This is a genomic window from Streptomyces sp. NBC_00510 (assembly GCA_036013505.1).
Lineage (GTDB): Bacteria > Actinomycetota > Actinomycetes > Streptomycetales > Streptomycetaceae > Actinacidiphila.
In genome coordinates, this window is the sequence record CP107851.1 from 6,685,296 (window position 1) to 6,705,781 (window position 20,486).

Annotated in this window: 20 protein-coding genes and 1 pseudogene; 10 read left to right on the forward strand and 11 right to left on the reverse strand. The window is 73.6% G+C overall.

The genetic code is table 11. The annotated features are described in order from the left end of the window. Positions 1 to 105: 105 nt before the first annotated feature. Positions 106 to 1,695, forward strand: a complete 1,590-nt coding sequence (gene metG, locus OG937_30145; GenBank protein ID WUD75648.1) for a methionine--tRNA ligase — start codon at positions 106 to 108, stop codon at positions 1,693 to 1,695. A 277-nt stretch (positions 1,696 to 1,972) separates the two neighbouring features. Here the strand turns inward: metG and OG937_30150 are convergent, their stop codons facing one another. Genes OG937_30150 through OG937_30160 form a run of 3 tightly spaced genes read right to left on the reverse strand, consistent with a single transcriptional unit; the run spans position 1,973 to position 3,829 of the window. After that, positions 1,973 to 2,191 (reverse strand): helix-turn-helix domain-containing protein, encoded by a 219-nt coding sequence (locus tag OG937_30150; protein WUD75649.1) that lies wholly within the window; start codon positions 2,189 to 2,191, stop codon positions 1,973 to 1,975. A 58-nt stretch (positions 2,192 to 2,249) separates the two neighbouring features. Beyond that, entirely contained in the window at positions 2,250 to 3,545 is a 1,296-nt protein-coding gene (locus OG937_30155) for an MFS transporter (GenBank protein WUD75650.1), read from the reverse strand. A 44-nt stretch (positions 3,546 to 3,589) separates the two neighbouring features. Beyond that, positions 3,590 to 3,829 (reverse strand): hypothetical protein, encoded by a 240-nt coding sequence (locus OG937_30160; protein ID WUD75651.1) that lies wholly within the window; start codon positions 3,827 to 3,829, stop codon positions 3,590 to 3,592. 86 nt (positions 3,830 to 3,915) lie between these two features. Here OG937_30160 and OG937_30165 point away from each other — a divergent pair, with 86 nt between their 5' ends. Further along, on the forward strand, positions 3,916 to 4,908 hold the full coding sequence (locus OG937_30165; GenBank protein WUD75652.1) for a small ribosomal subunit Rsm22 family protein: 993 nt from the start codon (positions 3,916 to 3,918) through the stop codon (positions 4,906 to 4,908). Between the two features lie 134 nt (positions 4,909 to 5,042). Here the strand turns inward: OG937_30165 and OG937_30170 are convergent, their stop codons facing one another. Both OG937_30170 and OG937_30175 read right to left on the reverse strand, forming a co-directional pair. Next, a complete protein-coding gene (locus OG937_30170; protein WUD78935.1) occupies positions 5,043 to 6,575 on the reverse strand; it encodes an NAD(P)/FAD-dependent oxidoreductase in 1,533 nt (510 codons plus the stop codon). A gap of 28 nt (positions 6,576 to 6,603) precedes the next feature. Beyond that, entirely contained in the window at positions 6,604 to 7,458 is an 855-nt protein-coding gene (locus OG937_30175) for an amidinotransferase (protein ID WUD75653.1), read from the reverse strand. Positions 7,459 to 7,580: 122 nt separating this feature from the next. Between OG937_30175 and OG937_30180 the strand changes: the two genes are divergently transcribed. The 3 genes from OG937_30180 (at position 7,581) to OG937_30190 (ending at position 10,254) form a co-directional block, all read left to right on the forward strand. Further along, positions 7,581 to 8,486, forward strand: coding sequence for a LysR family transcriptional regulator (locus OG937_30180; protein WUD75654.1), 906 nt, complete (start codon positions 7,581 to 7,583; stop codon positions 8,484 to 8,486). Positions 8,487 to 8,572: 86 nt separating this feature from the next. After that, positions 8,573 to 9,136, forward strand: a complete 564-nt coding sequence (locus tag OG937_30185) for a cysteine dioxygenase family protein (protein WUD75655.1) — start codon at positions 8,573 to 8,575, stop codon at positions 9,134 to 9,136. 116 nt (positions 9,137 to 9,252) lie between these two features. Next, on the forward strand, positions 9,253 to 10,254 hold the full coding sequence (locus OG937_30190; protein ID WUD78936.1) for a putative sulfate exporter family transporter: 1,002 nt from the start codon (positions 9,253 to 9,255) through the stop codon (positions 10,252 to 10,254). 14 nt (positions 10,255 to 10,268) lie between these two features. On the opposite strand, the pseudogene OG937_30195 reads toward OG937_30190, so the two are convergent. Further along, a pseudogene (locus OG937_30195) lies at positions 10,269 to 10,530 on the reverse strand (MFS transporter). Positions 10,531 to 10,576: 46 nt separating this feature from the next. Here OG937_30195 and OG937_30200 point away from each other — a divergent pair. Beyond that, entirely contained in the window at positions 10,577 to 11,959 is a 1,383-nt protein-coding gene (locus OG937_30200) for a beta-lactamase family protein (protein WUD75656.1), read from the forward strand. Between the two features lie 243 nt (positions 11,960 to 12,202). On the opposite strand, the gene OG937_30205 is transcribed toward OG937_30200, so the two are convergent. After that, the gene (locus tag OG937_30205; GenBank protein ID WUD75657.1) at positions 12,203 to 12,874 is read right to left on the reverse strand and encodes a biliverdin-producing heme oxygenase; all 672 of its coding nucleotides are present in this window, start codon (positions 12,872 to 12,874) and stop codon (positions 12,203 to 12,205) included. Between the two features lie 377 nt (positions 12,875 to 13,251). Here OG937_30205 and OG937_30210 point away from each other — a divergent pair, with 377 nt between their 5' ends. After that, positions 13,252 to 13,998 (forward strand): bifunctional DNA primase/polymerase, encoded by a 747-nt coding sequence (locus OG937_30210; GenBank protein WUD75658.1) that lies wholly within the window; start codon positions 13,252 to 13,254, stop codon positions 13,996 to 13,998. 35 nt (positions 13,999 to 14,033) lie between these two features. Here the strand turns inward: OG937_30210 and OG937_30215 are convergent, their stop codons facing one another. The 4 genes from OG937_30215 to map all read right to left on the reverse strand — a co-directional run bounded on the left by OG937_30215 (position 14,034) and on the right by map (position 18,283). Continuing rightward, a complete protein-coding gene (locus tag OG937_30215) occupies positions 14,034 to 14,885 on the reverse strand; it encodes an FTR1 family protein (GenBank protein WUD75659.1) in 852 nt (283 codons plus the stop codon). A gap of 15 nt (positions 14,886 to 14,900) precedes the next feature. Next, complete coding sequence (gene efeB, locus OG937_30220; GenBank protein ID WUD75660.1) at positions 14,901 to 16,154, reverse strand: iron uptake transporter deferrochelatase/peroxidase subunit; 1,254 nt, start codon at positions 16,152 to 16,154, stop codon at positions 14,901 to 14,903. Between the two features lie 19 nt (positions 16,155 to 16,173). Further along, on the reverse strand, positions 16,174 to 17,310 hold the full coding sequence (locus tag OG937_30225; protein ID WUD75661.1) for an EfeM/EfeO family lipoprotein: 1,137 nt from the start codon (positions 17,308 to 17,310) through the stop codon (positions 16,174 to 16,176). A gap of 124 nt (positions 17,311 to 17,434) precedes the next feature. Next, positions 17,435 to 18,283 carry a type I methionyl aminopeptidase gene (gene map / locus OG937_30230; protein WUD75662.1) on the reverse strand — a complete coding sequence of 283 codons (849 nt, stop codon included), beginning with the start codon at positions 18,281 to 18,283 and terminating at the stop codon, positions 17,435 to 17,437. Positions 18,284 to 18,347: 64 nt separating this feature from the next. On the opposite strand from map, the gene OG937_30235 reads away from it, so the two are divergent. The 3 genes from OG937_30235 (at position 18,348) to OG937_30245 (ending at position 20,422) form a co-directional block, all read left to right on the forward strand. Further along, a complete protein-coding gene (locus OG937_30235; GenBank protein WUD75663.1) occupies positions 18,348 to 18,581 on the forward strand; it encodes a hypothetical protein in 234 nt (77 codons plus the stop codon). 34 nt (positions 18,582 to 18,615) lie between these two features. Next, positions 18,616 to 19,614, forward strand: a complete 999-nt coding sequence (locus OG937_30240) for a CapA family protein (protein ID WUD75664.1) — start codon at positions 18,616 to 18,618, stop codon at positions 19,612 to 19,614. A gap of 121 nt (positions 19,615 to 19,735) precedes the next feature. Continuing rightward, complete coding sequence (locus tag OG937_30245; GenBank protein WUD75665.1) at positions 19,736 to 20,422, forward strand: hypothetical protein; 687 nt, start codon at positions 19,736 to 19,738, stop codon at positions 20,420 to 20,422. Positions 20,423 to 20,486: the final 64 nt, after the last annotated feature.

A 20,486-nucleotide genomic window follows, 5' to 3' on the forward strand; every position in this document is an offset into this window, starting at 1 on the left:
CCGGGGCCGCTGACACCGGACGCGTCCGCGTCTTCCGAGGCCCCCACCGGGGCCTCGATCCTTTTGCGCGTCGGAGCCCCGCCACCGTCCTTCCCGGAGGTTCCGATGACCGCGCCCCAGGCTTCCCGTTTCTACGTCACCACCACCATCCCGTACGTCAACGCCCGCCCCCACCTCGGCTTCGCGCTCGAACTGGTGCAGGCGGACGTGCTGGCCCGGCACCACCGCCGACGCGGCGAACCGGTGCGCTTCCTCAGCGGCACCGACGACAACTCGCTGAAGAACGTGCTGGCCGCCGAGGCCGAGGGCATCCCCGTCCAGGACCTCGTGGACCGCAACGCGGCCGCCTTCGCGGCCCTGGACGGCCCGCTCGCGCTCTCCCTGGACGACTTCATCCGCACCAGCCGCGACCCCCGCCACCGCGCGGGCGTGGAGCGGCTCTGGCGCCGCTGCGCCGCCGCGGGCGACCTCTACCGCGAGCACTACGAGGGCCTGTACTGCGTGGGCTGCGAGCAGTTCTACACCCCGGACGACCTGGTGGGCGGCCGCTGCGCCGAGCACGGCACCGAGCCGCAGACGGTCGCGGAGGAGAACTGGTTCTTCCGGCTGTCCCGGTACACCGACGAGCTGCGCGGGCTGATCGAGGACGGGCGGCTGCGCATCGAGCCGGCCGCGCGCCGCAACGAGGTGCTCGCCCTGCTCGCGCGCGGGCTGCGCGACTTCTCCGTCTCCCGGTCCCAGACCCGGGCCCGCGGCTGGGGCATCCCGGTGCCCGGCGACCCCGGGCAGGTGATCTACGTCTGGTGGGACGCGCTCGGCAACTACGTCACCAGCCTCGGCTACGGCGGCCCCGACGGGGAGAGCGAGGCGGCGTACGGCCGGTGGTGGGCGGGCGACGGGCGGCGCGTGCACCTGGTGGGCAAGGGCGTGCTGCGTTTCCACGCCGTCTACTGGCCCGCGATGCTGCTGTCGGCGGGGCTGCCGCTGCCGACGGACATCCTCGTCCACGACTACCTGACGGTGGAGGGGCGCAAGATCAGCAAGTCGGCGGGCACCACCGTCGACCCGGAGGAACTGACCGCCGAGCACGGCACCGACGCGGTGCGCTGGTGGCTGCTGCGCGAGGTGCCTCGGGTCGGCGACGCGGACTTCACGCGCGAACGGCTGGTCGCCCGCGCCGACGCGGACCTGGCCGGGGGGCTCGGCAACCTGGTGCACCGGGTGGTGACGATGGTCCACCGGTTCCGTGACGGCGTCGTCCCGGAGGCGGGCGGGCCCGGAGAGCCGGGCACGGAGGCCCTGCTGACGGCATGTCAGGACGCGTCCGACGCCGTCGCGGCGGCTCTGCACGACGTGGACTTCCGGCGCGCCACGGCCGCCGTCTGGCGGATCGTCGACGAGGCCAACCGCTGCATCGACGAGACCCGGCCCTGGGAACTGGCCCGCGCCGAACGCCGGCACCGCAACGCCTCCGCCGGCCGCCGCCTGGACGCGGTGCTGGCCGCCCTCGTGCAGGCCTGCCGTGCACTCGCCGGTGAACTGGAGCCCTTCCTGCCGGGTGCCGCGGCCCTGATCGCGCAGCGCTGCGCGGCCGGGGACGACGGCCGCCTCCCGTCCCCCGCACCGCTGTTCCCCCAGTCCGGCGCGCCGAAAGCCGCCCCGGCCCCGGCCCCGGCAGCACGGCCGACGGCCTGACCGCGGGGTGCCTTCGGCGCGGGGGCGGCTCGCGGGCCGGTGGACGGCGGGTGTCCGGGCTCCGGAGCGGGTGGCCGCTCCCGTGGCGCCGGTCTCGTCGCCGGCCGCGGATGCGGTGGCCACTCCCGCGCCCTCGCCGCGTGGGTGGCGCGCCCGCCGCGACCCGCGCGGGCTGTGCGTGTTCCTCGGGTTCCCGGTGTTCCTCGGCCGCGGGGGTCTCGCGCCGTACGAAGGGCCACGGCACCAGGGTGTGAACGCCGGGTCCGGGCAAAGGTGCCTAGCCCGCCAGCATCTTCTGGATCGCCTGCCGCGTCACCCCGAGCTCCCGCGCGATGTCGGCCTGCGACACGCCCTGGCCGATCAGCTCCTGCATCAACTCGCGCCGCTCGGCCGCGAACTGCTGGGCGAGGCGGGCGTGGTGGATGGCCTGCGCCCGCACCTCCTTGATGCGGCGGAGGGCGGGCTCGTGCGCGGAGAGGTCCCTGGTGTCTGCCATGACCACAGGGTGACAACCCGGGGTTGTCGTTGTCAACCCCCCGTTGTCGGAGTCCGGTTCAGGTCGTGGCGGGTTTCCCCGAGGGCTCGGCCTCCTCCCGTCCCTCCTCCCGTCCCTCCTCCTGCCCCTCCGCCCGGCCGGGGCCGGTCGCCGTGGACGGCAGGGCACGCCAGGGCAGGAGCAGGGCGCTGGCCAGGCACAGCACGCCCGCGACGACGATCGCCACGCGGACGCCCCCCACGGCGGCGATGGCGCCGCCGGCCAGCATGGACAGGGGCTGGGCCGTCTTGGAGCTCACCGACCACGCGGTCACCACCCGGGTCATGACGCGGTCGTCCGTGGCGGCCATGCGGTACGTGATGAACGACGGGTTGAAGACCCCGGCGGCCAGCAGCAGGAAGGTGTCGGCGGTGACCAGGACGACGGGCCCGAGGGGACCGGCCGGCGCCCAGGCGAGCAGCAGGAGCCAGGGGGTGCGCAACACCCCGAACAGCAGCAGCACCCGGTGCGGGCCGAGCCGGCCGGTCAGCGGGGCGGTGAGGCGGGAGCCCAGGACGCCGCCGAGGCACGGCAGTCCCAGCGCCAGGCCGTACTGCCACGGGGTGAAGTGGAGTTCGCGGAGCATCAGGACGGCCAGCAGCGGGTTGCTCATCATGATGGACCCGCCGAAGAGCATGGCGTTCCAGAAGAGCGGCCGCAGTCCGCGGTGCCCCAGGACGTAGGTCCAGCCGGCCACGAGGTCCCGGCCGCGGCCGTGCGACCCGGCCCGGGCCGGGGGCTCCGGTTCGGGGCGGCGGATCCGGCGGACGCCCAGCGCGGACAGCAGGAAGGAGACCGCGTCCACGGCCAGGGTGACCGTCGCCCCGAAGGCGGTGACGAGCAGCCCGCCGACCGGCGGCCCCGCGCTCAGGCTGAGCCAGTCGGTGGTCTCCAGCCGCGAGGCCGCCCGGAGACGGTCCCCCGGCGGGACGAGGCCCTTGAGGTGCGCGGTGCTCGCCGCGCCGAACACGATCGCCGCGGCCGCCTGGACGATGCCCACCAGGCACAACTGCGCGAAGGTGAGCACGCCGAGGGCCGCCGCGACCGGGACGCTGAGCAGCACGAGGAAGCGGAGCAGATCGGCGGTGATCATGACCGGCCGTTTGCGGCGGTGCTCGACGCGGCCGCCCAGGGGGAGGGTGATGGCGGCGCCCGCGAGTGCCGACAGCGCCGCGAGGAGGGAGACCTGGAAGGTCGTGACGTCCAGCGCCAGGACGGCCACCAGCGGCAGGGCCCCGGAGCCGACCGCGCTTCCCGCCGCGCTCACCGCGTAGGCGCGCCACAGGCGGCCGAAGTCACGTCGTGCATCCGTCACTTGCTCATCCGGCGAGGCCATGACGGCGGAGCCTAGCGCCGGTGTCAGCCGCGGACGATCACCTGGGCGTGGTCACTTGCGCCGAGTTCCCGGAGGGTGCGGTGGATCCTGCGCAGAGCGCCGTCCCTGTCCACGTCGTCGTCGACCTCCAGGTCGAGGTGGCAGCTGCCCATGCCGGTCCCGGCGCCCGTGATCTCGCCGTCGGCCTCGAACGCGGCCTCCAGCGCCTCCTCGACCTCGTCGCGGTCGAGGGGCAGGGCCGTGAGCACGATCTCCACGAACACCGTGCGACCTCCTGCCGACCGGGTGCCGGTGCACCCTACCGGCGACCGGGCCGACCCGCTCCGGGCGACCCTTACCCTTGACCCTTGTGTCCTCTCTGCAAGCCGCCCTCGCCGGTCTCCTCGACGGGCTCCCGCCCGGCCGTGCCACCCAGGCCGTCGACCGGCTGATCGCCACCTACCGGGGGCGTACGCCCAGCAGCACCCCGATCCTCCGCGACCGCACCGACGTCGCGGCGTACGCGGCGTACCGCATGCCGGCCACCCACGCCGCGGTCGGCGCGGCGCTGGCGGAGTTCCGGGCCAGGGCGGGGGAGTGGGCCCCGGCGAGCCACCTGGACGTGGGCGGCGGGACCGGCGCCGCGACCTGGGCGGTCGCCGACGCCTGGGAGGACGGGACGCACACCAGCACCGTCCTCGACTGGTCGGACGCGGCGCTCTCACTCGGCCGTGAGCTGGCCGCCGGGGCGGAGCACGCCGCCGTGCGGGACGCGCGCTGGCACAAGGCGCCGCTCGGCACCGGGGCACGGCTGCCCGAGGCGGACCTGATCACGCTGTCGTACGTCATCGGCGAGCTCACGGAGGCCGACCGCGACGCGGTCGTCGCCGAGGCGGCACGCGCCGCAGCCGGCGCCGTGCTCGTCGTCGAACCGGGCACCCCGGACGGCTACGCCCGGGTCCTCGCGGCGCGCGAGCGGCTCATCGCGGCAGGCTTCCACGTCCTCGCGCCCTGCCCCCACGACGGCACCTGCCCGGTGCAGGCCCCGGACTGGTGCCACTTCGCGGCCCGGGTCGCCCGCACCTCGCTGCACCGGCAGGTCAAGGGGGGCTCCCTGCCGTACGAGGACGAGAAGTTCAGCTATGTCGCGGCCGCCCGCTTCCCCGCGGCGGGCGACGGCTCACCGGACCGCGTGGTGCGGCATCCGCAGATCCGCAAGGGACAGGTCCTCATCGACCTGTGCACGGTCGAGGACGGCCTGCGCCGCGACACGGTCAGCAAGCGGCACGGGGCGCTGTACCGTGCCGCCCGCGACGTCGCCTGGGGCGACGCGTGGCCGCCTCCTGCGGCGGAACCGGAGTAGCTCCGGGACGGGCTCGGGCCACCGGGGGGCACGGCCTGTGCCCCGTGCCCCGGGTCCGCGGGGCGACCGCCTGCCGCCGACGCCGTGCGGCACCGCGCGGGGCGCAGGGCGCAGGGCCGCACCCGGCCGCGCGCTCACCGGTCGCCCAGCACCGCCATGGCCGCGTTGTGGCCCGGGACGCCGCTGACCCCGCCGCCGCGCACCGCGCCCGCCCCGCACAGCAGCACGTTCGCGTGCGCGGTCCCCACGCCCCAGGCGCCGCCGCCCGACTCCGCGTAGGGGAACGCCAGGTCGCGGTGGAAGATGTGCCCGCCGGGCAGGCCGACCTCCCGCTCCAGGTCGAGGGGGGACTTCGCCTCGATGCAGGGCCGCCCGTCCGCGTCCACCGCCAGGCAGTCCGCCAGCGGTTCCGCGAGCACCGCGTCCAGCTGCGCCAGGGTGGCCTTGAGGAGGGTCTCCTTGGCCTGCGCGGGGTCGTCGGCGAAGAGCCGCGCCGGGGCGTGCAGCCCGAAGAGGGTGAGGGTGTGCACGCCTTGGGCGGCCAGCTCGGGGGCGAGGATCGACGGGTCCGTCAGCGAGTGGCAGTAGATCTCGGACGGCGGCGCCGTGGGCACCGCGCCCTCGGCCGCCTCGCGGTAGGCCCGGTCCAGCTGGGTGTACGACTCGGCGATGTGGAAGGTGCCGGCGAAGGCGTCGCGCGGGTCGACCGCGGTGTCGCGCAGCCGCGGCAGCCGCCGCAGCAGCATGTTCACCTTGAGCTGGGCGCCTTCGGGCTTCTCCGGGGCCGCCTCCCCCAGCAGCCCGGCCAGCGCGTACGGGGAGGCGTTGACCAGCACGTGCCCCGCGCCCACGCTGCCGCCCTCGAACGACACCTCGGCCCGCGTGCCGTCGGTCTCGACGGCCGTGACCTCGGTGCCGGTCACGATCTCCGCCCCGGCCGCCCGGGCCGCGTCCGCCAGGGCGTCGGTGAGGGCGCCCATGCCGCCGACGGGCACGTCCCAGTCACCCGTGCCGCCGCCGATGACGTGGTACAGGAAGCAGCGGTTCTGCAGTAGGGAGGGGTCGTGCGCGTGGGTGAAGGTGCCGATCAGGGCGTCGGTCAGCACCACGCCGCGCACCACGTCGTCCTCGAATGCGGCCTCGACGGTCTCGCCCAGCGGCCGCTCGAACAGCGCCGACCAGGCCTCCGGGTCGTCCACGGTCCGCTCCAGCTCGGCCCGGGACGGCAGCGGTGCGGTCAGCGTCGGGAAGACGCGCTCGGCGACCCGCTGCGTCATGCCGTAGAAGCGCTGCCAAGCCTCGAAGTCGCGGTCGGAGCCGGTCAGCCGGACGAAGCTCTCGCGGGTCGCGGACGGCGACTCGGCGTCGACGAGGAGTCCGCCGTCGCCGTAGGGGGTGTAGGAGGAGATGCGGCGGCGCCGGACGGCGAAGCGCAGCCCCAGGTCGTCGACGATCTTCCGGGGCAGCAGGCTCACCAGGTACGAGTACCGGGAAAGCCGTGCGTCCAGACCGGTGAACGCCCGCGTGGAGACGGCGGCGCCGCCGGTGCCCGGGAGCCGCTCGAGCAGGAGCACGGAGCGGCCCGCGCGGGCGAGGTACGCGGCGGCGACCAGGCCGTTGTGGCCGCCGCCGACGATCACGACGTCGTACGAGGGGTGAAGGGGCAGCTGCGACATGCGCCCTTTCGTATCACGCTCAGTCGCGCAGCTCCATGGTGCAGCACTTCACGCTGCCCCCGGCCTTGTGCAGTTCGGACATGTCCACCGGCACCGGCTCGAAGCCGCGCTCGCGCAGCCGCCGCAGCAGCCCGGTGGCCCCGGAGGGGACCAGGACGCGCAGGCCGTCGCTGACGCAGTTGAGCCCGAAGGCCGTGGCGTCCTGGCGGGTGGCGGTCAGCGCGTCGGGGAAGAGCCGGCGCAGCACCGCGCGGCTGCCGGGGGAGAAGGCGTCCGGGTAGTACATGATCTCGTCGCCGGCGAGCACGCACAGCGCCGTGTCGAGGTGGTAGAAGTGCGGGTCGGTGAGCTCCAGGCCGATGACGGGGCGGCCGAAGAACTCCTGGAGCTCGGCGTGCGACAGCGGGCTGCTGCGGAAGCCCTTCCCGGCCAGCAGCCAGCTGTCGGTGACGGCGAAGTCCCCCTCGCCCTCGTTGACGTGGTGCGGGTCGTGCACCTCGCCGTAACCGCGGTTCAGGAACCACTCGCGGTGCGCGGGCGCCTCCGCGGCCCGCTCGGCGTTGGCGAAGCGTGCGCCGAAGACCCGGCCGTCGACCACGGTGGCGCCGTTGGCGGCGAAGACCATGTCCGGCAGGCCCGGCAGCGGCTGCAGGATCTCGACGGTGTGCCCCAGCGAGCGGTAGCGGTCGCGGAGGTCCTCCCACTGGAGCAGGGCGAGCGCGGGGTCGACCGGCTTCGTGGGGTCCATCCAGGGGTTGATGGAGTACGTGACGCGGAAGTACGTGGGAGGGCACATCAGATACCGGCGGTACGAGGCGGTGCGCGCTGCGCTCAATGAAGGCTCCTCGCGGTGTGGTTGAGGCCGTAGTGACATGGTGGACCCGCAGCGGACACCCCGCACCGGATTGCGGACGCAAACACCCCCCGGCGGAGCCCGCCCAGAAGCACGGGGAGGCCGTCTGCCGGGTTGTCCAAAGTTCCCCTTATGATTCGGGGGTGTTCGATTCCAGGCACATCAAGACCTTCCACACCGTGGTCACGGCCGGCTCCTACTCGGCCGCGGCGGTGGCGCTGGGCTACACCCAGCCCGCGGTGACCCAGCAGATGAAGGCCCTGGAGCGCTCGGTGGGCACCGCGCTCTTCGTCCGCGTCGGGCGGCGCATGCGGCTGACCGAGGCGGGTGAGGCGCTGGCCCGGCACGCCGAGACGATCCTCGACAGCATCACCGTGGCCTGGGAGCAGATAGGCGCGGTGACCCGGCTGGAGACCGGCCGGGTGAGGCTGTGCGCCTTCCCCAGCGCCAACGCCACCCTGATCCCCGAGGCGCTGGCCCTGCTCGCGGCCGAGCACCCCGGGATACGGGTCGAGCTGCTGGGGGACGAACCGCCCGACTCGCTGGAGCGGGTCACCCGCGGCGAGTGCGACATCACCCTCGCCTTCACCTACCCCGGGCTGCACGAGGCGGTGCCGGACGACCTGGTCGAGATCCCGCTGCTGGAGGACCAGCTCATGGTCCTGATGCCGGCCGGGCACCGGCTGGCCAGGTCCCGCTCGGTCAGGCTCGGCGACCTGGCCGACGAACGCTGGATCGCCGGCTGCATGCGCTGCCGGGTCAACTTCCTCCACGAGTGCGCCGAGCTGGGCTTCGCCCCCGACATCGCCTTCGCCACCGACGACAACCTCGTGGTGCAGTCGCTGGTCGCGGAGGGGCTGGGGGTCGCGATGATGCCCGGGCTTGTGCTGTCCTTCATGCGGCTGGACCGGGTCACCGGCCGGCCGCTGGACCCCGTCTCCCGGCGCCGGGTCGCGGCGTACGTGCCGCGCGACCATCTGCGGATCCCGGCCGCGGCCCTGGTGCTCGACGCGCTCAAGGCGGTCGCCGAGCGGCGCAGCGGCTGCTGACCCGCACCCCATCCATAAGGAGGGGCAAAGCGGGGTGAAGGAACTGTCAGTGGACGCGCGGGCCCGTGCGCACGGACGCTGCGGACATGACCTCCGCGACCGTTCCGGCGCTCTCCGCGCCCACCGCCCGGCTGGCCCGCCTCGTCGACGAGGTGCGCGAGACGGTCGGCCGCGGCCTGCCGCCCGGCCCGACGGCCCACCTGGTGGGCGAACGGCTCGCGCCGCACCTCGGCGCCGCCGACCTGCTGTCCGAGCGGCACCGCGAGGGCGACCCGGACCGCTACCGGCAGCACATCCTGCACGCCGAGGAGGACGGCAGCTTCTCGATCGTCGCCCTGGTCTGGCTGCCGGGGCAGCGGACGTCCATCCACGACCACGTCTCCTGGTGCGTCACGGGGGTGCACCAGGGCCAGGAGCACGAGCGCCGCTACCGGCTGGTCCCCGACGGCACCGGCTCCCGCCTCGTCCCGACCCAGGACGTCGTCAACGCCCAAGGCGAGGTCTGCGGCTTCGCGCCGCCCGGCGACATCCACCAGGTGTGGAACGGCGGAACCGGCAAGGCCATATCGCTGCACATCTACGGTGCCGACATCTCCCGCCTGGGCTCCAGCGTGCGGCGGGTCTACCGGCTGCCGGTCGGCGAACGGTGAACCTCCGCACCGCGACGCGCACCCCCGTGCCCGCCCCCCGTGGGGCGGCGCCGACCGCCCGCCCCGCCGCGTCCCCCGCCGGAGGCGGTGCGGCCCGCCGCCGGGCCGCCGCGACCGTGCTGCCCGGCCTGCTGGTCACCGCCCTCGGCGCCGTCCTGGCGACCGCACTGCACCGGCTGCTGCCCGCCGTGCCGGTGCCCACCACCGCCGTCCTCCTCGGCATCGCCGCCGCCAACCTGCCGGGCCTGCGCGCGACCCTGCGCGGCCGGGCCCGACCGGGGCTCACCTTCGCCGGAAAACGGCTGATGCGCATCGGCATCGTGATCCTGGGACTGCAGCTGAGCCTCGACGACGTGCTCGGCCTGGGCTGGGCCACGGCCGGCATGGTGGTGTGCGTCGTGGCCGCCACCTTCTGGGGCACGCTCTGGCTCGGCCGCCGCTTGGGCCTGCGCGGCGACCAGCCGCTGCTCATCGCCACCGGCTACTCCATCTGCGGTGCCTCCGCCATCGGCGCGGTGAGCCAGGTCAGCGGCAGCGACGAGGAGGACGTGGCCGCGTCCGTCGCCCTGGTCACGCTCTGCGGCACCCTCGCCATCGGCGTGCTGCCGCTGCTGCACCACCCGCTCGGCCTGGACGACGTGCAGTTCGGCCGCTGGGCCGGCGCCGGCGTGCACGACGTCGGACAGGTCGTCGCGACGGCCCAGACCGCGGGCCCGGCGGCACTCGGTGAGGCGGTGCTCGTCAAGCTGATGCGCGTCGCGCTCCTGGCGCCCCTGGTCGCCGCGGTCGCCTACGCCCTGCGCCGGCGGCACGCCATGTCGGGCGCCGCGGGGCCGGACGCCGCCGCCTCCGCGCGGCAGACCCCGCTGCTGCCCCTGTTCGTCGTCGGCTTCCTCGTCATGATCGCCGTGCGCAGCACCGGAGTCCTGCCGGCCGGCGTGCTCGGCGGGGCACAGCAACTGCAGCAACTGCTGCTGGCCATGGCCATGGTGGGGCTCGGCAGCATGGTGCACCTGCGCGCCCTGGCGCGAACCGGGCCGCGTGTGGCCGCCGTCGGCCTGATCTCCTGGACCCTCATCGCCACCGTCTCCTACGCCGGCGTGCTCCTCACCAGTTGACGACCCCAGCCGGCGGCCAGGGCGCCGGCGATGGAGTGCCTCGCCTCCTCGGGGTGCCGGCGGGCATCTCGCGGTCGTGGCCGCCGGCCGGCAGCGAGCCGAGGGTCGCGATACCGAGCGTGGTACCGGCCTGCTGGATGGTGTCGTTCAGGGCGGAGCCGACGCCCGCCTTCTCCGCGGGGACTTGGCCATGAGGGCGCCGACGGCGGCCTGCATCGCCAGGCCCACGCCGAGGCCGAGCAGGCCGAGGGCGACCGGGAGGACGGCGAAGCCGGTGCCGTGCGCCCGGCACCCCGCCGGGGCCCGCCTCTAAGGTGAGCGCATGCCGACACCACAGACCGACCCCGACGACGCCCTGCTCCCGGACACCCGCCGGGCCCTGCTGCACCGCGTCGCGGTCGCCCAGTCCAGCAGCCGCACCCCCTCCCTCGTGGGGGCCGTCGTCCGGGACGGCGAGGCCGTGTGGACCGGGGCGCGCTCCTGCGTGGACGGGCACGCCCCGGACGGGGACACCCAGTACCGGATCGGCTCCCTCACCAAGACCTTCGTGGCCGTCCTGGTGATGCGGCTGCGCGACGCGGGACGCCTCGGGCTGGACGACCCCGTCGAGAAGCACATCGGCGGCACCCCCGCCGACGGGGTCACCGTGCGCCAACTCCTCACGCACACCGCCGGACTGGCCGCGGAGACCCCCGGCCCCTGGTGGGAGCGCACGCCCGGCGCGCTGCGGCCGGAGACCGCCGACCTCCTCGGCGGGACGCCGCGGCTGCACCCCGCCGGCGAACGCCACCACTACTCCAACCCCGGGTACGCCCTGCTCGGCGCCGTCGTCGAGGCGCTCCACGACGGCCGGCCCTGGGACGAGGTGCTGACCGCCGAGGTCCTCGAACCGCTGGGGATGACCCGTACGACGCGCCGCCCGCAGGCCCCGCACGCCGGCGGCTGGGCCGTCCACCCCTACGCCGAGCTGATGATGGCCGAGGCCGTGCAGGACACCGGGCTGATGGCCCCCGCGGGCGAACTGTGGTCGACCGCCGACGACCTGTGCCGCTGGGCCGCCTTCCTCGCCGCGGGCGACGAGCGCGTCCTGGTGCCCGCGACGCTGGAGCAGATGCGCCGGCCGGCCGCGCCCGGAGGCGACCAGGGCCTCGGCGTGCAGCTGATGAGGACCCCGGACGGCCGGGTGCTGGTGGGCCACGGCGGCTCGATGCCCGGCTTCGTGGCCGGGCTGTGGTGCGACACGGAGGAGGGACTCGGCGCGGTCGTCCTCGCCAACTCCACCACCGGCGCCCCGACCACGACGATCGCCGCCGACCTGCTGCGCATCGTCGCCGAGCGCGAGCCCCGCATCCCCGAGCCCTGGCGGCCCGTCTCCGACCCCGACCCGGAGCTGCTCGCCCTGACCGGCCCCTGGTACTGGGGCACCGCCCCGCACGTCCTGCGCGTGCGCACCGGCCGCGACCTGGAACTGACCGCCCTGTCCGGCACCGCCCGCGGCGCCCGCTTCCGCGCGGAACCGGACGGCACCTGGACCGGCCTGGACGGCTACTACGACGGCGAGACCCTCCGCGCGGTGCGCGCCCCCGACGGCACCGTCGGCCATCTCGACCTCGGCTCCTTCGTCTTCACCCGCACCCCCTACGACCCGGCGGCCCCGGTCCCGGGCGGAGTCGACCCCTCGGGCTGGACCTCCCCCCTCGGCTAGGCCGCGTCCTCAAATGAGCTCCCCCAGCTACCGCTGGGAGGTCCCCCACCGCCCGAAGGGCGGGCTCCGCGGTTCCCCCGGCTTCGCTGGGGGTGCCGTGCCCGGGGACACCTCCCAGCGTCAGCTGGGGGAGCGTTGCGGGGTGGGGGCACCCCCGGCCGAAGGTTGGGGGAGGCCATTTGACGACACGGCCTACGCGGGACGGGCGCCCGAACGGCGGGGACCAGCCGGGCCGTCGGGCCGTCAGGCGGTCAGCGGGAACTCGCGGCCCAGTGCGGCGAAGACCGCCGAGTTGTGGGCGAAGGCCCGCCGGCACTCCTCCACGACGCGCTGCTTCTCGAGCTCGTCGACCGGCAGGGCGTCCAGCAGGCTCCGGTACTCGCGCTTGAACGCCGCGGGGTTGCCGATCGCGTCGAAGACGTAGAAGCGCACGCCGTCACCCTTGCGGGAGAAGCCCCAGGTCTTCTCCGCGATGCCGCGGATGACCTGGCCGCCCGAGAGGTCGCCGAGGTAGCGGGTGTAGTGGTGGGCGACGTAGCCCGCCGGCCACGCGCGGGCGGTCTCGGTGACGCGGCGGGCGTACGCGAGGGTCTCGGGCAGCGCGCGGGCGCGGTCGAGCCAGCCGGGGGCGAACAGGTGGTCCAGGTCGCGTTCCAGGGCGGCGACGCGCATCAGCTCGGGACGCAGGAAGGGGCCGGCCACGGGGTCGCCGGCCAGTTGCGCGGCGGCGCCCTCCAGCGCCCGGTAGACGAACCAGAGCTGCTCGGTGTAGCGGGCGTACGCGGCGACCCCCAGGCGGCCGCCGAGCAGGTCGCCGATGAACGTCGAGGTCTCGGCCTCGGTGTGCCGGTCGTGGCTGGCGGAGCGGATGACGGCCGAGAAGGGTGCGGTCGCGGAGCCGTGGGCTGGCGTCAAGGGGATCCTCCTGCGTCGGGCCTGCAGGAATCGTCGCAACTTAGGGGACCCTAAGTCAACGGGTTGCCGACAACCTGTCGGAAAACCAGGCTAGCGCGGATTCGCCTTTCGGGGCGGACGGCACGTCGTCCCGCGGGTGACGGTGGTCACGGAGGGGAGGCCGGTGCCGGTCCCCGCCCCGGGTGCCGCGGGCAGCGCGGACAAGGGAAACGTGCCCGAATTCGCCCGGGACGGGGTCATCCCTCCAGGGGGACCCCGCGCGCGGCCGGAATGCGGACGGGGAGCAGGATGGTTTCCACCATCCGTGGATTCCGCTTACGGCCTTTCCCTCGTTACGTAGGGTGGAGCAAGGGTTCACGGGCGAGGAAAGGGGCTCGATGGTCACCAAGGGCAGGTTGTCCGACTGGCTGCGCCGCAAAGCGGGGGAGCGCGGTGCCGGAGTGGACGGGGCCGCGGTCCGCGCGGCCGCCGGTGGCCGGAACGGGGACGACCTGCGCCGGGACGAGCTCCTCCTGGAAGCCGCGGACGCGGGCCTGCCGCTGGCGCCGGCCGCCCATCCGTCGCCCGTGTCCGGTTACCGCTGTTCCTGCGACCGGATCGGCTGCCCCACCCCGGGCACGCACCCCGTCTCCTTCGCCTGGCAGACCCAGGCCACCACGGACGCGGAGCAGGTCAGGCGCTGGCTGCGCGCGCACCCCCTGGCCAACTTCATCACCGCCACCGGCATCGCCCACGACGTCCTGGACGTACCCGCCGAGGCGGGCCGGATCGCCCTGGAGCGGCTGGACGCCGAGGGTTCCGCGGCCGGGCCCGTCGCGGTCTCCGACGGGCGGATGCTGTTCTTCACCGCCACCCGTGCCACGGCCGACGAGGACGAGTGGTGGCCGTGCGAGCTGGACTGCCATCCCGAGACCCTCGACGAGCACCCGGGCCTGCGCTGGCACCACCGCGCCAGCTACGTGCTGCTCCCGCCCTCGCGTCTGCCCTCCGGCGCCACCGTCGCGTGGGTCGCAGGCCACGGACCCGACCAGGTGCTGCCCGACCCGCTGCCGCTGCTCGAGGTGCTGACCGACGCCGGCGCCCAGGTCGAGCCCGAGCCCGAGACGGCCGGCTGGCTGCACTGACCCCGGCTGCGGCGGTCCGGGACCTCCCGCCGGCCTCAGCCCTCGTCACCGACAGGAACCGCGGCGGACGGCTTGACGGCCGGCGCGGTGACCCTGCCGGGGCGCAGGAAGAGGAACATCGTGGGCGCGAGGTACAGCGCCCAGACCGCGACCTGCAGCCACGTCGGATCCGGCTGGAAGTTGAACACGCCCTTGAGCAGCGTCCCGTACCACGAGTCCGGCGGGATCCGGTCGCTGATGTCGAAGGCCTCGGTCCCCAGCCCCGGCAGCCAGCCGGCCTCCTGCAGGTCGTGGAAGCCGTACGCGAGCACGCCCGCCGCGACCACCACCAGCATGGCGCCGGTCCAGGTGAAGAACTTGGCCAGGTTGATGCGCAGCGCGCCCCGGTAGAACAGCCAGCCCAGCACCACCGAGGTCAGCAGGCCCAGTACCGCGCCCACCAGCGGGCGCACGCCGTCGTCGGTGGCCTGCACGGCGGTCCAGATGAACAGCGAGGTCTCCAGTCCCTCACGCCCCACGGCGAGGAAGGAGGTGATCACCAGTGCCCCGGTGCCCATGGCGATCGCGGCGTCCAGCTTGCCGTGGAGTTCGGCCTTCAGGTGCCGCGCGGTGCGCCGCATCCAGAAGACCATCCAGGTCACCAGGCCGACCGCGACGATCGACAGCGAACCGCCCAGCGCCTCCTGCGCCTCGAAGGTCAGCTCGGAGGAGCCGAACTGCAGCGCGGCGCCGAAGGCCATGCTCACCAGGACCGCGGTGCCGACGCCGAGCCAGACCGGCGGCAGCTTGTCCTTGCGGTCGGTCTTCACCAGGTACGCGACCAGGATGCAGACCACCAGGCTGGCCTCCAGGCCCTCACGGAGCCCGATCAGGTAGTTGGCGAACACCGCCGGTACTTCCTCTCAGTCGTGTCGGAAGAGCTCGCGGCCCCACCAGTCGTCCTTGTCCCGGACGCCCGGCGGTACGGCGTAGACGGCCGAACCCACGTGCTGGATGTACTCGTTGAGGGAGTCGAGCTTCGCCAGCCGCATCTGCAGCGGCACGAAGCCGTCCCGGACGTCGCGCTGGTACGCGATGAAGAACAGCCCGGCGTCCAGGCGGCCCAGGCCGTCGGTGCCGTCGGTGAAGGAGTAGCCGCGGCGCAGGATCGTCACACCGCTGTTGTCCGGGTGCGCGAGCCGGACGTGCGCGTCCGGGAGCATCGCCTTGAAGTCCGGGGCGTCGTGCTCGCGCTGCCTGCCGATCGGGGCGCCCTCGCCCTTCGTCCGGCCGAAGATCTGCTCCTGCTCCTGCAGCGAGGTGCGGTCCCAGGTCTCGATGTGCATCCGGATGCGGCGGGCGACGAGGTACGAGCCGCCGGCCATCCAGGACGGGCCGTCCTCGGCGGACACCCACACGTGCTCGTCCTGCGTGGCCCTGTCGGAGCCCGCGACGTTGTGCGTGCCGTCCTTGAAGCCCATCAGGTTGCGCGGGGTCTGCTCCTCGGGAGTGGTCGAGGAGGTCTTGCCGAAGCCGAGCTGCGACCAGCGCATCGCGACCTTGCCGAAGCCGATCCGGGCCAGGTTGCGGATGGCGTGCACCGCCACCTGCGGGTCGTCCGCGCAGGCCTGGATGCACAGGTCGCCGCCGCTGCGGTTCGGGTCGAGGGCGTCACCGGGGAACTTGGGCAGGTCCACCAGCGCCCCGGGGCGGTGCGCCTTCAGCCCGAAGCGGTCCGCGCCGTCCTTCGTCGTGAACAGCGAGGGGCCGAAGCCGATGGTGAGGGTGAGCCGGGAGGCCTGCAGGCCCAGCGCCTCACCGGTGTCGTCCGGCGGGGCCTCGGCGAGGCCGCCGACCGCGCCCTCGCCGACCGGCCGGCCCTGCGTCATCTTCCGGGCGGCGTCGGTCCATTCCTTCAGGAGCGCGACCAGTTCCTCGCGGTCCTCGGTCTTGACGTCGAAGGACGCGAAGTGGAGCCGGTCCTGCACCGGGGTCGTGATGCCGGCCTGGTTCTCCCCGTGGAAGGCGATCGCGCTGCCCGCGGCGCCCGCGGGCTGCACGTCGTCCCCGGAGCGGACCGCGGCCACGGCGCCGCCGGCCGCGGCGGCCGCGACGACGACACCCGCACCGGTCCAGCCGAGCACCCTGCGACGCGACGTGACACTCTCATCGGACATGGTCCGTAGCCCCCCGGGGTTACTTGGCGACGGCCGCGGCGAGCTTCGACAGGGGCTCGGCGAGCGCGTTGACCGCGTCCGAGAGCTCCTTGCGCTGGTCCTTGCCGACGGTGTCGTAGGAGACGAACTCCGTGGTGCTGCCGCCCTTGCGGTACTTGTCGAGCAGCGCCGTCAGAGCCGGGAACTGCTTGTCGAGGTCGGCGGTGAGCGCCGCGTCGTTCTCGGCGGCGACCGGCTTCAGCAGTTCGTAGGCCTTCATCGCGCCCTCGACATTGGCCTGGAAGTCCGACAGGTCGGTGTGGGAGTAGCGGTCCTCCTCACCGGTGATCTTGCCGGTGGCGACCTCGTCCAGCAGTTCCTTGGCGCCGTTGGCCATGCTGGTGGCGGTGATGTCGGCCTTGCCGACGCGCGCCTGCCAGTCCTTCAGGTCGGTGACGAGCTGGTCGGCGAGGGCGCCCTCCTCGGCCCCGGCCTTCTTGTCCTGCCACAGGGACTTCTCCAGCCGGTGCCAGCCGGTCCACTTCTGGCCGTCCTCCAGGCCGTCCTCGCGGGTGTCGGTCAGCGGGTCGATGTCGCCGAAGGACTCGGCCACCGGCTCGGTGCGCTCCCAGCCGACCCGGGAGGACGCGAAGAGCGACTTGGCCTTCTCCACGTCGCCCGCCTTCACGGCGTCGGCGAACTCCTGGACCACCGGGATCGTCTGGTCGGCCTGCTCCTGGGCGTACTTGCGGTACGCGGCCACGGCGGCGTCCAGGCGCGGGTCGCTCTTGGCGGCGCCCTTGCCGGTGACGGTGATCTTCTGGCGGATGCCGTCGCCCTTCATGCCGGGCTTGCAGGCGATCTCGTACGTACCGGCCTTGATCTCGGCGGTGATCGTGGCCTTGGTGCCGGGGCCGATGTTCTCCCGCTCGGTCACGATCTTGTCGCTGGGCGTGTAGACGTAGACCTCGGTGACCTTGGAGCCCTTGTTCTCGACGGCCAGCTGCACGTGCCCGGCCGGGAAAGTGGTCCTGGAGACCTCGCACTTGGTGTCCGTCGCGGTCACCGTGACGGCGTCGGACGCCTTGCCGTCCGCCTTCTCCGCGCACCCGGTGACGGCCGTGACGGCGACCACTATGCCGGCGGCGGCTACTGCGGACATGCGGACGGCGGACATGCGATCTCCAGGCGGCTCGGGAAGCTATGACTTAGGCAAGCCTTTCCTGTGAAAGGCTTGCCTAACCTATCCGAGGCCAATCGCGACTTGGCCGCATTCCGGTAAAGGAATCCCCATGAGGAGGTCAAGGCAGCGTCAGGACCTCCGCGCCTGTGTCGGTCACCACGAGGGTGTGCTCGAATTGCGCGGTGCGCTTGCGGTCCTTGGTGACGACCGTCCAGCCGTCGTCCCAGATCTCGTACTCGTGGGTGCCCAGGGTCAGCATCGGCTCGATGGTGAAGGTCATGCCCGGCTTCATGATCGTGGTCGCACGCGGGTCGTCGTAATGCGGGACGATCAGGCCGGAGTGGAAGGCGGTATTGATGCCGTGGCCCGTGAAGTCGCGCACGACACCGTAATTGAATCGTTTGGCATAGGACTCGATGACCCGGCCGATCACATTGATCTGCCGTCCGGGCTTCACCGACTTGATGGCGCGATTCAGGGATTCCCGGGTGCGCTCCACCAACAGCCTTGACTCCTCGGCGACTTCACCGACGAGATACGTGGCGTTGGTGTCCCCGTGCACCCCGTGGATGTAGGCGGTGACGTCCAGGTTGACGATGTCGCCGTCGCGCAGCCCGGTGGAGTCGGGGATGCCGTGGCAGATGACCTCGTTGATGGAGGAGCACAGCGACTTGGGGAAGCCCCGGTAGCCGAGGTCCGAGGGGTAGGCCTGGTGGTCGCACATGTACTCGTGCGCGATCCGGTCCAGCTCGTCGGTGGTGACACCCGGCGCGATCGCCTTCGCCGCCTCCTCCATGGCCCGCGCGGCGATCCGCGAGGCGATCCGCATCTTCTCGATCGTCTCCGCCGACTGCACCTCCGGGCCGTCGTACGGCCGAGGTGCGGGCCTGCCCACGTACTCCGGACGCGGGATCGAGGCGGGCACGGGACGGGTGGGGGAGAGCTTGCCGGGAACCAGGACAGACATGTCAGCGAGTGTATCGGCGGCCGGTCGGGCAGCATGGCGGCAGGACGTCGTAGGAGGAGGGACGATGGCGCTGTTCAGGCGAGTCCGCAAGCCCGCGGGGAAGCCCGGCGAGTGGTTCTACTGCATCGAGCACCACAAGGTCGAGGAGGGGCCGGAGTGCCCCGCCAAGGACCGGATGGGGCCGTACCCGAGCCGCGCGGACGCGGAGCGGGCGATGGAGACGGCCGCCGAGCGGAACCTGCAGTGGGAGAACGACCCGCGGTGGAAGGACCGCTCGCGGGAGGACGGGGAGGAGTGAGCCCGCCGGGGGCCGCCGGGTGCACGATGGAAGGGTGAAGCTCGGGCTGGCCGGCGACACCATGCTCGGCCGCATGGTGGCCGCGCGGCTGGCCGAGGCCCCTCCGGAGGCGCTGTTCTCCGAGGAGGTCGTGGCCGTCGCGCGGGAGGCGGACCTCTTCGTCCTCAACCTGGAGTGCGCGATCTCCGACCGAGGTGAGCCCTGGCCCGACCCCTTCAAGCCCTTCTTCTTCCGTGCCCCGCCCGTCGCCGTGCGCGCCCTGACGCACCTGGGCGTGAGCTGCGTCAACCTGGCCAACAACCACGCCCTGGACTACGGCCGGACGGCGTTGCTGGACACGCTGGAGCACCTGGCCGCCGCCGGGATCGCCGCCGTCGGGGCCGGATCGGACGAGAGCGCGGCGCGCGCCCCGGCGGTGCTGGGCGGCCCCGGGGGCGCGGGGGGCCGCCCGGGCCTGGGCGTCGTCGGCGTCACCGACCATCCGGCGGAGTACGCCGCGGGACCGGACCGCCCCGGGGTGGCCTACGCGGACCTGCGCGAGGGCGTGCCGGGCTGGCTCTCCGACGGCGTCGCGAGCCTGGGCGCGCGGACGGCGGCGGTGCTCGTCACCCCGCACTGGGGGCCCAACATGACCACCGGCCCGGCCCGCTACATCCGGGACGCCGCCGCGGCCCTGCGCACGGCGGGCGCCACGCTCGTGGCGGGCAGTTCCGCGCACGTCTTCCACGGGGTGACGGACGGGGTGCTCTACGACCTCGGCGACTTCGTCGACGACTACGCGACCGATCCGCGGCTGCGCAACGACCGCGGCCTGTTCTTCCTCGTCACCTTCGACCCCGCCGGACACCGCCCCGTCCGGCTGGAGGCGGTGCCGATCGCCCTCGACTTCTGCTTCACCCGGCTGGCCGACCGCGGTGAACGGGCCTGGATCGCCCGGCGGTTCCGGCGCGCCTGCGCCGGGTTCGGGCACGAGGTCACGGAGGAGGGCGGGCGGCTGGTGGTCCGCTGGGACGGCGAAGCTACCGACCCGTAGCACAGACGACCCCTTCCTGTCCGAGATTCCGAACGGATTGAGGTCCAGACCAACGACGCTCCGTTTCCAAGGACACGTGGACCGGATCCGACCGACGGCCGGTCGGAGGAAAGGGGCCCCCATGTCCAGGAAACGCACGATGAGCACCAAGCAGAAGATCGCGCTCATGACCGGCGCGGCCACCCTGGCCGGCGGCTTCGCCGTGGTGACCATGAGCATGGGTCATGCGTCGGTGGTGTGCGACGGGCTCGACCAGGCGCTGCGCAACAACGAGAGCTTCATCGCGGCCCAACGCGCCAATCCCGACTCCCAGTCGGCGGCCCGGATCGCCAACCGCGAGGCGGTGATCAAGCAGATCAACGTGCAGCGGGAGGCCTCCGGATGCGGTGCCGCGCAGGCGGCGCCCGCGGCGCCCGCGGCGCCCGCCGCCCCCGCCGGTCAGGGTCAGGGTCAGCAGGGACAGAACCAGCAGGGCCAGAACCAGAACCAAGGCCAGAACCAAGGCCAGAACCAAGGCCAGAACCAGGGTCAGGCCGCGCCGCCGGCCGGCGGCGCCGTCGGCCAGGTCGTCTGCGCGGGCTCGACGGTCACCCTCTCCGGCGAGGGCGGCGCGCCCGCCGCCTCCAGCAACCAGTTCCCGCTGGGCACCAAGCTGAAGGTGACCAACCTGGACAACAACAAGTCGACCACGGTGTCGGTGACCTCGACCTCCGGCAGTTGTGCGCTGCTGAACAACGCGGCCTTCGAACAGGTCCGGGAGCCCGGCAAGTTCCTGATCAGGAAGGCGCGCATCGAACGCGTCGGCTGACCGGGGACCCCGCGGCCGGTCCGGGCCACTGCCGTACCAGGAGGCGGCAGTGGTCCGGACCTCT